This window comes from Citrobacter sp., assembly GCF_050252275.1.
GTDB classification, from domain to species: domain Bacteria; phylum Pseudomonadota; class Gammaproteobacteria; order Enterobacterales; family Enterobacteriaceae; genus Citrobacter_A; species Citrobacter_A amalonaticus.
Genome location: NZ_JBFWLF010000157.1, coordinates 1 through 10,420 on the forward strand (window position 1 = coordinate 1; position 10,420 = coordinate 10,420).

Annotated in this window: 12 protein-coding genes; 8 read left to right on the forward strand and 4 right to left on the reverse strand. The window is 54.9% G+C overall.

Annotated features, from left to right (window positions below; all coding sequences use genetic code 11):
- Positions 1–97 precede the first annotated feature (97 nt).
- Positions 98–757: a PAQR family membrane homeostasis protein TrhA gene (gene trhA / locus AB7E14_RS14060; RefSeq protein ID WP_042999363.1), complete on the forward strand. Its 660-nt coding sequence runs from the start codon at positions 98–100 to the stop codon at positions 755–757.
- 80 nt (positions 758–837) lie between these two features.
- On the opposite strand, the gene ygfZ is transcribed toward trhA, so the two are convergent.
- Complete coding sequence (ygfZ, locus tag AB7E14_RS14065) at positions 838–1,818, reverse strand: tRNA-modifying protein YgfZ (RefSeq protein WP_042999364.1); 981 nt, start codon at positions 1,816–1,818, stop codon at positions 838–840.
- Positions 1,819–2,074: 256 nt separating this feature from the next.
- On the opposite strand from ygfZ, the gene sdhE reads away from it, so the two are divergent.
- Together sdhE and AB7E14_RS14075 are read left to right on the forward strand one after the other, a co-directional pair.
- Positions 2,075–2,341, forward strand: a complete 267-nt coding sequence (gene sdhE / locus AB7E14_RS14070; RefSeq protein ID WP_042322123.1) for an FAD assembly factor SdhE — start codon at positions 2,075–2,077, stop codon at positions 2,339–2,341.
- The gene (locus tag AB7E14_RS14075; RefSeq protein ID WP_044254016.1) at positions 2,322–2,729 is read left to right on the forward strand and encodes a protein YgfX; all 408 of its coding nucleotides are present in this window, start codon (positions 2,322–2,324) and stop codon (positions 2,727–2,729) included. The genes sdhE and AB7E14_RS14075 overlap by 20 nt, the downstream gene beginning before the upstream one ends.
- Before the next feature lie 100 nt (positions 2,730–2,829).
- On the opposite strand, the gene fldB is transcribed toward AB7E14_RS14075, so the two are convergent.
- Positions 2,830–3,351 carry a flavodoxin FldB gene (gene fldB, locus AB7E14_RS14080; protein ID WP_042999366.1) on the reverse strand — a complete coding sequence of 174 codons (522 nt, stop codon included), beginning with the start codon at positions 3,349–3,351 and terminating at the stop codon, positions 2,830–2,832.
- Between the two features lie 100 nt (positions 3,352–3,451).
- Here fldB and xerD point away from each other — a divergent pair, with 100 nt between their 5' ends.
- The 5 genes from xerD (at position 3,452) to lysS (ending at position 9,555) form a co-directional block, all read left to right on the forward strand.
- Positions 3,452–4,348 carry a site-specific tyrosine recombinase XerD gene (xerD, locus tag AB7E14_RS14085; protein WP_058587100.1) on the forward strand — a complete coding sequence of 299 codons (897 nt, stop codon included), beginning with the start codon at positions 3,452–3,454 and terminating at the stop codon, positions 4,346–4,348.
- A 23-nt stretch (positions 4,349–4,371) separates the two neighbouring features.
- Positions 4,372–5,085: a bifunctional protein-disulfide isomerase/oxidoreductase DsbC gene (gene dsbC, locus AB7E14_RS14090; RefSeq protein ID WP_054176762.1), complete on the forward strand. Its 714-nt coding sequence runs from the start codon at positions 4,372–4,374 to the stop codon at positions 5,083–5,085.
- Between the two features lie 5 nt (positions 5,086–5,090).
- The gene (recJ, locus tag AB7E14_RS14095; RefSeq protein ID WP_042999369.1) at positions 5,091–6,824 is read left to right on the forward strand and encodes a single-stranded-DNA-specific exonuclease RecJ; all 1,734 of its coding nucleotides are present in this window, start codon (positions 5,091–5,093) and stop codon (positions 6,822–6,824) included.
- A gap of 105 nt (positions 6,825–6,929) precedes the next feature.
- A protein-coding gene (gene prfB, locus AB7E14_RS14100) for a peptide chain release factor 2 (protein WP_099433741.1) occupies positions 6,930–8,028 on the forward strand; the annotation gives its coding sequence in 2 pieces (ribosomal slippage) (positions 6,930–7,004 and positions 7,006–8,028; 1,098 coding nt in all).
- A 9-nt stretch (positions 8,029–8,037) separates the two neighbouring features.
- Positions 8,038–9,555 (forward strand): lysine--tRNA ligase, encoded by a 1,518-nt coding sequence (gene lysS / locus AB7E14_RS14105; RefSeq protein ID WP_316962069.1) that lies wholly within the window; start codon positions 8,038–8,040, stop codon positions 9,553–9,555.
- 52 nt (positions 9,556–9,607) lie between these two features.
- On the opposite strand, the gene idi is transcribed toward lysS, so the two are convergent.
- Positions 9,608–10,156: an isopentenyl-diphosphate Delta-isomerase gene (idi, locus tag AB7E14_RS14110; protein ID WP_042999371.1), complete on the reverse strand. Its 549-nt coding sequence runs from the start codon at positions 10,154–10,156 to the stop codon at positions 9,608–9,610.
- 134 nt (positions 10,157–10,290) lie between these two features.
- The gene (locus AB7E14_RS14115; protein ID WP_099433739.1) at positions 10,291–10,416 is read right to left on the reverse strand and encodes a hypothetical protein; all 126 of its coding nucleotides are present in this window, start codon (positions 10,414–10,416) and stop codon (positions 10,291–10,293) included.
- Positions 10,417–10,420: the final 4 nt, after the last annotated feature.

A 10,420-nucleotide genomic window follows, 5' to 3' on the forward strand; every position in this document is an offset into this window, starting at 1 on the left:
AAATGATATTTATTTTAGCTAACAGGTGTTCACTGGAACCATTCTCAGTTACGCTAGAGGCGCAATCACGAACAAGTTCGTTTCTCCGGAGTAAGTTATGGTCCAGAAGCCATTAATCGCGCAAGGATATTCACTGGCAGAGGAAATCGCCAACAGCATCAGTCATGGCATTGGGCTGGTGTTTGGTATCGTCGGTCTGGTGTTGCTGCTGGTGCAGGCGGTGGATATGAATGCCAGTGCGACAGCGATTACCAGTTACAGCCTGTACGGCGGCAGCATGATTTTGCTGTTTCTGGCGTCGACCCTGTATCACGCGATACCACATCAGCGGGCGAAGATCTGGCTGAAAAAATTCGACCACTGTGCGATTTACCTGCTCATTGCCGGGACCTATACGCCGTTTCTGCTGGTTGGGCTAAATTCACCGCTGGCGCGTGGGCTAATGATCGTTATCTGGAGTCTGGCGCTGCTCGGCATTTTATTCAAACTGACGATAGCCCACCGGTTTAAAGTGCTGTCGCTGGTGACCTATCTGACGATGGGGTGGCTGTCACTGATTGTGGTGTATCAACTGGCGATCAAACTGGCGGTGGGCGGCGTAACGCTACTGGCCGTAGGCGGCGTGGTCTATTCGCTGGGAGTGATTTTCTACGTCAGTAAGCGTATTCCCTACAACCATGCTATCTGGCACGGGTTTGTGCTGGGCGGCAGCGTATGCCACTTTCTGGCCATCTATTTGTACGTAGGACAGGCGTGATGTGATGCTTTACCGTCTTATCCGGACTACGACTTTTCCCCGTAGACCGGATAAGCGAAGCGCCATCAGGTGCTGATGAATTACTCTTCCAGTGAATAGGGCAGCGGCTCGATGTGCAATGTGTTGGCATCGTCGCGCACGCGGAATACACTGTCGGCCTCCATATCGTTGTTCATCACCACCTGTACCCGTAGCTGACCGTCATCCAGTTGCACTGCCGCGAGGACGGTGCCAGTACGACGCCAGTTCTCACCCATTTTCATTTCAAGATCGTCACCCGCTTCCGGTACACGACTGGCCTTACCCGCCAGAGACCATAACGCGCGTTTGTTCGCCCCGCGGAATTTCGCTCGCGCCACCATCTCCTGACCGGTATAGCAGCCTTTCTTAAAGCTGATACCGCCCAGCGCCTGGAGATTAGTCGCCTGCGGGATAAACTGCGCGCTGTTTGCTGAATCAATCACCGGCAGACCGGCCTCAATATCCAGTGCCAGCCATTGCTGACTGTTATTCAGTTCGGCTTCACCACGCAGTTTTTCGGTTACGGTTTCCGCGGTTGCCACATCGGTAACCAACAGGAAGCGTTCTACCGGATGTTCAAACCACAGCAGGGTCGTCGCTCCTTCATGCGTGACAGGCTTTTCGCTGTCGGGCAGTTCGCTGAACAGATTCACCAGTGCGGCACGCGCCTGGAAACCCGCCACACCCAGCAGTATGCGTTCGTCGTCTGGGGCAATCGTCACTTTCGAGAACACAGCGTATTTTTTCAGTTCGCCCACCTGCGCATCACGCAGACTACGGCGTTCAATCCAGGCAAAACCGTCGCCGTCGCGGAACAGCCGCAGGTTGCTCCACATTTTTCCTTTAGCGTCGCAGTGGGCGGCCAGGACGTGTTGGTGTTCAGTCAGTTGACTCACGTCAGCTGTCACCTGACCCTGGATATACTTCTCGCTGTCAGCCCCGGTAATCGTGGCCAGCGCCCAGTCATCTAACGTCATCAGCGTCAAGGGCAAACGCGCTGAAGCTGAGGGTTGACGAGGTGGAAATGGAGTAAATGCCATAAAAATGTCCTGATTTGCTTAACGCAGTGATAATGACTAATGGTAAAAGAGCTATGGCCCAATGCAAGCGCTTTGATAGTCCCATTTGTGCCTTATCTTACAGATTGCGAGGCGGCATCCAGAAAACATGAACCCATTGACTTATTGGGGATTTAATTAGCGATCGCGCTTGTGGTTACGGATATTCCCGCAAAACAGGATGAAAAACACGTTACAATAGCCGGGTAGTTCATTTGAGTGAGACAGGAAGAAGAACATGGATATTAACAATAAAGCACGTATTCACTGGGCATGCCGACGCGGTATGCGTGAACTCGATATTTCCATCATGCCGTTTTTCGAACATGAATACGACACGTTGAGTGATGATGAAAAACGTATTTTTATCCGCCTGCTGGAGTGTGATGACCCGGATTTATTCAACTGGTTGATGAATCACGGTAAACCGGCAGATGCTGAACTGGAGCAGATGGTACGACTCATCCAGACACGGAATCGGGATCGTGGTCCTGTGGCAATCTGATCTCCGCGTCTCATGGCGCGCACAGTGGCTATCACTCCTTCTGCATGGGCTGGTGGCCGCGGCGATTCTATTAATGCCATGGCCGCTGAGCTACACGCCGCTGTGGTTGATACTGCTTTCGCTGGTGGTGTTTGACTGTGTCCGCAGCCAGCGGCGAATTAACGCCCGTCAGGGAGAGGTCAAACTTCTGATGGATGGACGGCTCCGCTGGCAGGGGCAGGACTGGCTTATCGTCAGTGCACCGTGGATGATCAAAACCGGCATGATGCTGCGCTTGCGCTCAGAAACCGGTAAACGCCAGCATTTGTGGCTCGCGGCTGACAGTATGGATAAGGCGGAATGGCGGGATTTACGCCGCCTGATGATGCAACCGTCGACGCAAGGGTAGTGCCGACGAATGCCTGATGGCGGGCAGCTTTAAGGCCTACGATGCGGTGTGTCATGTAGGCCGGATAAGGCGTTTACGCCATCATCCGGCAAAACGGTTATCAGGAATAGTGCTCGGCCATTTCACCGAGAATCTGCTCGCACCACGCCTGAATACGCTCATCGCTGAGATCGTATTGATTGGTTTCATCCAGTGCGAGACCGACGAACAACTGCCCATCGGCAATGACCGGTTTAGGGCTGGTGAACTCGTAGCCTTCGGTAGGCCAGTAACCGACGAATTTGACGCCTTTGGTCGACAGTTTGTCATGCAACATGCCCAACGCGTCAAGGAACCACTCGCCGTAGCCTAACTGGTCGCCCATACCGTAAAGCGCGACAATTTTGCCTTCGAGGTTGAGTTCGTCCAGTTGATCCCAGACGGCTTCCCAGTCCTCCTGAATTTCACCGAAATCCCAGGTGGGAATGCCTAAGATCAGCACATCGTACTGTTCCATCAGGGCCGGGGCATCATCTTTCAGATTATGCAGCGTCACCAGTTCCGGGCCGATGATGTCACGAATTTTCTCCGCAGCCATCTCGGTGTAGCAGGTGCTGGAACCGTAAAAAAGACCAATATTCATCGCGTAAACGTCTCAATACTTGCTATGACTTTGCGCGTAGTGTACCAGAAACCCGTATCATTGAGTCATAATGGCAGACTGCAGAATCAAAGGAGCAGATGTGGAACAGGATTTTGCGCGCATCGAACAATTCCTTGATGCGCTCTGGCTGGAGAAAAATCTGGCGGAAAATACGCTGAGCGCCTATCGCCGCGATCTGACCATGCTGGTGGAGTGGCTCGCGCACCGTCAGGTGTCGCTGGAAACCGCGCAAAGTGACGATCTGCAGGCCTTGCTGGCCGAGCGGATGGACGGTGGGTATAAAGCTACCAGTACCGCACGACTGCTGAGCGCGGTGCGGCGGCTATTCCAGCATCTTTACCGCGAGAAAATTCGCACCGACGATCCAAGCGCGACGCTGGCATCGCCCAAGCTCCCGCAGCGTCTGCCGAAGGATCTCAGTGAAGCGCAAGTAGAACGGTTATTACAAGCTCCCGTGGTTGACCAACCGCTGGAGTTACGCGATAAAGCCATGCTTGAGATTTTATATGCCACCGGACTGCGCGTGTCTGAACTGGTCGGACTGACGATGAGCGATGTCAGCTTGCGTCAGGGCGTAGTGCGGGTGATTGGTAAAGGCAATAAAGAGCGTCTCGTGCCATTGGGCGAAGAGGCGGTGTACTGGCTGGAGACGTATCTGGAACATGGGCGTCCGTGGCTGCTGAACGGCGTGTCGATTGACGTGCTGTTTCCCAGCCAGCGCGCGCAGCAGATGACGCGCCAGACCTTCTGGCACCGCATTAAGCACTATGCCGTCTTAGCGGGAATCGACAGTGAAAAGCTGTCGCCGCACGTTTTACGCCACGCATTTGCCACGCATTTGCTCAATCATGGCGCCGATTTACGCGTGGTGCAGATGTTGCTGGGTCACAGCGATCTCTCCACCACGCAGATTTATACTCATGTTGCGACAGCGCGCCTGCGTCAACTTCATCAACAGCATCACCCAAGAGCGTGAATGCTGAGCGAACAGGAAAGGTTATGAAAAAAGGTTTAATGCTGTTTACCCTGCTGACCACTGCGTTTTCCGGCCTGGCACACGCCGACGACGCCGCGATCCGTCAGTCTCTGACGAAACTGGGCGTGCAGAGCACGGATATTCAACCCGCCCCGGTTGCCGGGATGAAAACGGTGCTGACCAACAGCGGCGTGCTGTATGTGACAGAAGACGGTAAACACATCATTCAGGGGCCAATGTACGATGTCAGCGGCGCGACGCCAGTCAACGTGACCAACCAGCTGCTGATGAAGCATCTGAACGCGCTGGAAAACGAAATGATCGTCTATAAGGCGCCGCAGGAAAAACACGTCATTACCGTCTTTACCGATATCACCTGCGGCTACTGCCACAAGCTGCATGAAGAGATGAAGGACTACAATGCGCTGGGCATTACCGTGCGCTACCTCGCCTTCCCGCGTCAGGGACTGGAAAGCCAGGCTGAGCAGGATATGAAGTCCATCTGGTGCGCGCAAGACAAAGCCAAAGCGTTTGACGACGCGATGGCAGGCAAAGGCGTGAAAGCGGCGACCTGTGAGGTGAACATCGCGGATCACTATGCGCTGGGCGTGCAGTTTGGCGTAAGCGGTACACCGGCGATTGTGCTGAGCAACGGCTATGTCGTGCCAGGCTATCAGGGACCGAAAGAGATGAAAGCGTTTCTTGACGAGCACCAAAAACAGACCAGTGGTAAGTAATTCGCGTGAAACAACAGATACAACTTCGTCGGCGGGAAGTCGATGAGTCGGTAGAACTGCCTGCCGACCTTTCGCCGCTGCTACGTCGCCTGTATGCCAGCCGTGGCGTACGCAGTGCTCAGGATCTTGAGCGCAGCGTCAAAGGCATGCTGCCATGGCAGCAACTGAGCGGCGTCGAAAAAGCGGTCGAAATTCTCTATAACGCCTTTCGCGAGGGGACGCGCATCATTGTTGTCGGCGATTTCGATGCGGATGGGGCGACCAGTACCGCCCTGAGCGTGCTGGGTATGCGCGCTCTGGGCTGCGATAACATCAGCTACCTCGTGCCAAACCGCTTTGAGGATGGTTACGGCTTAAGTCCGGAAGTGGTCGATCAGGCCCATGCGCGTGGCGCGCAGCTGATCGTCACCGTCGATAACGGTATCTCTTCCCATGCCGGTGTGGATCACGCCAGGGCGCTGGGGATCCCGGTCGTGGTCACCGATCACCACCTGCCGGGCGAGACGCTGCCCGCCGCCGAAGCCATCATCAACCCGAATCTGCCCGATTGTGATTTCCCCTCGAAATCGCTGGCCGGTGTGGGCGTGGCGTTTTACCTGATGCTCGCCCTGCGCACCTTCCTGCGCGACAAAGGCTGGTTTGACGAACGCGGCATTGCGCCGCCAAACCTGGCGGATCTGCTCGATCTGGTCGCGCTGGGCACCGTGGCGGACGTGGTGCCGCTGGATGCCAACAACCGAATCCTCACCTGGCAGGGCTTAAGCCGCATTCGGGCCGGGAAATGCCGTCCGGGGATCAAAGCGTTGCTGGAAGTGTCCAACCGTGATGCGCAAAAACTCGCCGCCAGCGATTTAGGGTTTGCGCTTGGTCCGCGTCTGAATGCGGCGGGTAGGCTGGATGATATGTCCGTCGGCGTGGCGCTGCTGTTGTGCGATAACATTGGCGAAGCGCGGGTACTGGCCAACGAACTGGATGCGCTAAACCAGACGCGTAAAGAGATTGAACAGGGAATGCAGGCGGAAGCGCTGACCCTATGCGAGAAGCTGGAACGCAGTCGCGAAACGCTGCCCGGAGGTCTGGCGATGTATCATCCTGAGTGGCATCAGGGGGTGGTCGGGATCCTCGCCTCGCGCATTAAAGAGCGTTTTCACCGCCCGGTGATCGCTTTCGCACCGGCTGGCGACGGCACGCTAAAAGGCTCCGGACGTTCCATTCAGGGACTGCACATGCGTGATGCGCTGGAGCGGCTGGATACGTTGCATCCGGGGTTGATGATTAAATTCGGCGGCCATGCGATGGCGGCGGGACTGTCGCTGGAAGAGGCAAAATTCGACCTGTTCCAGCAGCGTTTTGGCGAGCTGGTCACGGAATGGTTGGATCCCTCGCTGTTACAGGGGGAAGTGGTCTCTGACGGCCCGCTCAGCGCCGCGGAGATGACGATGGAGGTCGCGCAACTGCTGCGTGATGCCGGTCCGTGGGGGCAAATGTTCCCGGAACCGCTGTTTGACGGGCGTTTTCGCCTGCTTCAGCAGCGTCTGGTTGGCGAGCGACATTTGAAAGTGATGGTCGAACCCGTTGGCGGAGGACCGCTGTTAGACGGCATCGCCTTTAACGTCGACACTGCCTGCTGGCCGGATAACGGCGTGCGCGAAGTCGAGCTGGCCTACAAACTGGATATTAACGAATTTCGCGGCAACCGCAGTTTGCAGATCATCATCGATAATATCTGGCCCGTGTAATCTGACCAATTTCCCGTCACTATTCTCTATAAATAAGCGCGTGGATTGGGTACAATCCCGCTCTTATCACCGCATTTTGACAAGTCCAATAAAAGAAATCAGACCATGTTTGAAATTAATCCGGTAAAAAACCGCATTCAGGACCTCACGGAGCGCTCTGACGTTCTTAGGGGGTATCTTTGACTATGATGCCAAGAAAGAGCGTCTGGAAGAAGTAAACGCCGAGCTGGAACAGCCTGACGTCTGGAACGAACCCGAACGCGCACAGGCGCTGGGTAAAGAACGTTCCTCGCTTGAAGCGATTGTCGACACCCTCGACCAAATGTCTCAGGGTCTGGAAGATGTTTCCGGCCTGCTGGATCTGGCTGTAGAAGCCGACGACGAAGAAACTTTTAACGAAGCCGTTGCTGAACTCGATACGCTTGACGAAAAACTAGCGCAACTGGAGTTCCGCCGTATGTTCTCCGGCGAATATGACAGCGCCGATTGCTACCTCGATATCCAGGCCGGTTCCGGCGGTACTGAAGCGCAGGACTGGGCAAGCATGCTGGAGCGTATGTATTTGCGCTGGGCAGAAGCACGCGGCTTCAAGACCGAAATTATTGAAGAGTCAGAAGGGGAAGTGGCCGGGATCAAGTCCGTGACCATTAAGATTTCTGGCGAATATGCCTACGGCTGGCTGCGTACGGAAACCGGCGTTCACCGTCTGGTGCGTAAGAGCCCGTTCGACTCCGGTGGTCGTCGCCATACCTCGTTTAGCTCCGCGTTCGTTTACCCGGAAGTGGATGACGATATTGATATCGAAATCAACCCGGCGGACCTGCGTATCGACGTGTATCGCGCATCCGGTGCGGGTGGTCAGCACGTTAACCGTACGGAATCCGCGGTGCGTATTACCCACATCCCGACCGGGATTGTGACGCAGTGTCAGAACGATCGCTCCCAGCACAAGAACAAAGACCAGGCCATGAAGCAGATGAAAGCGAAGCTTTATGAACTGGAAATGCAGAAGAAAAACGCTGAAAAGCAGGCGATGGAAGACACTAAATCCGACATCGGCTGGGGAAGCCAGATCCGTTCTTACGTCCTTGATGACTCCCGCATTAAAGACTTGCGTACCGGGGTTGAAACCCGCAACACGCAGGCGGTGCTGGATGGCAGCCTGGATCAATTTATCGAAGCAAGTTTGAAAGCAGGGTTATGAGGAACCAACATGTCTGAACAACACGCACAGGGCGCTGACGCGGTAGCCGATCTTAATAACGAACTGAAAACGCGTCGTGAGAAACTGGCTGGCCTGCGTGAGCAGGGTATCGCCTTCCCGAACGATTTCCGTCGCGATCACACCTCAGACCAACTGCATACTGACTTCGATGCGAAAGAGAACGAAGAGCTGGAAGCGCTGAACATCGAGGTGTCCGTTGCAGGCCGCATGATGACCCGTCGTATCATGGGGAAAGCGTCCTTTGTGACGTTGCAGGACGTGGGTGGCCGCATTCAGCTGTACGTTGCCCGTGACGATCTGCCGGAAGGTGTTTACAACGAGCAGTTCAAAAAATGGGATCTCGGCGACATCCTCGGCGCCAAAGGAAAGCTGTTCAAAACCAAAACCGGCGAACTGTCTATCCACTGCACCGAATTGCGTCTGTTGACCAAAGCGCTGCGTCCGCTGCCGGATAAATTCCACGGTTTGCAGGATCAGGAAGCGCGTTATCGTCAGCGCTATCTGGATCTCATCTCTAACGATGAATCCCGCAACACCTTTAAAGTGCGTTCTCAGATCCTGGCCGGTATTCGTCAGTTCATGGTCGGTCGCGGCTTTATGGAAGTTGAGACCCCGATGATGCAGGTGATCCCAGGCGGCGCGTCTGCGCGTCCGTTTATCACCCATCACAATGCGCTGGATCTGGATATGTACCTGCGTATTGCGCCGGAACTGTACCTGAAGCGTCTGGTGATTGGCGGCTTCGAGCGCGTATTCGAAATCAACCGTAACTTCCGTAACGAAGGGATCTCCGTGCGTCATAACCCAGAGTTCACCATGATGGAACTCTACATGGCCTATGCGGACTATAAAGATCTGATCGAACTGACCGAGTCTCTGTTCCGTACGCTGGCGCAGGACGTGTTGGGTAAAACGGAAGTGCCTTACGGCGATGAAGTGTTCGACTTCGGCAAACCGTTCGAAAAACTGACTATGCGCGAGGCTATTAAGAAATACCGTCCGGAAACGGAAATGGCTGAACTGGATAACTTCGACTCCGCCAAAGCGATTGCTGAATCCATTGGTATCAAGGTCGAGAAGAGCTGGGGTCTGGGCCGTATCGTGACGGAAATTTTCGAAGAAGTGGCCGAAGCGCATCTGATTCAGCCGACGTTCATTACCGAATACCCGGCAGAAGTGTCTCCGCTGGCGCGTCGTAATGACGAGAACCCGGAAATCACCGATCGCTTTGAGTTCTTCATCGGCGGTCGTGAGATCGGTAACGGCTTTAGCGAGCTGAACGATGCGGAAGATCAGGCGCAGCGCTTCCAGGATCAGGTTGAAGCGAAAGCGGCGGGCGACGACGAAGCGATGTTCTTCGACGAAGACTACGTTACCGCGCTGGAGCATGGTCTGCCGCCGACCGCGGGTCTGGGTATTGGTATCGACCGTATGGTGATGCTGTTCACCAACAGCCACACCATCCGCGACGTGATCCTGTTCCCGGCGATGCGTCCGGTCAAATAAGCTTCACGGCGACGGCTAATAAAAAAATCCCCGGCTGACATGCCGGGGTTTTTTATTGCTGACGGCTAAAGTTAAGGAGTGACGCTCGCGCCGTATCGTTTGACGCCTGCATCACCATCCACGGACTGAAAGCCCACGGCGTCGCGTCAATTCCGCGTAAAACCGCCTCCAGGTCGCTCCACTGATAATCCATCACTTCATCGCGATTGACCTGCAGTTCACTGGTCACCCGTGCTGCATAGACCGGGCAGACCTCATTCTCGACGATCCCACTGGGATCGGTCGCGCGATAGCGAAATGTCAGGTAGACGGGAGTCAGACTGGCAATCTCTACGCCCAGCTCATAACGACAGCGGCGGATAACAGCCTCTTCGTGACTTTCACCTTGTTGAGGGTGGCCGCAGACCGAGTTAGTCCAGACGCCTGGCCACGCTTTTTTTTCCAGCGAACGGCGAGTCACCAACAGCTGTCCCTCTGTATTGAACAGCCAGGAGGAGAAGGCGAGATGCAATGGTGTGTTAACGGTGTGGGCGGTATATTTTTCCAGCGTGCCGGAAGGGGTGTCCTGTGCATCCAGTAAAATGACGTGTTCCTGTCGCATAATGTCTCACTGTCAATCTCAAGCGCACACCAGTATATGAGATCTCACGATGAAATGATTAACGCCGGGAGCGTTTAACACAGGAATGTGACATCCGCATCTTGCGGTACGGATGTCGGGAGCGGGGCGTGATTTTAGAAAAACAGCAGCATAAACCGGAAGCGACTTTCGATACCCAGCGCAATGCCGTCAGAAATGGCGGGTATCGACATCAGCATGAGCAACAGCAAGGTAATCAGGCAGCGCCAAAAGAGATTCATGCTA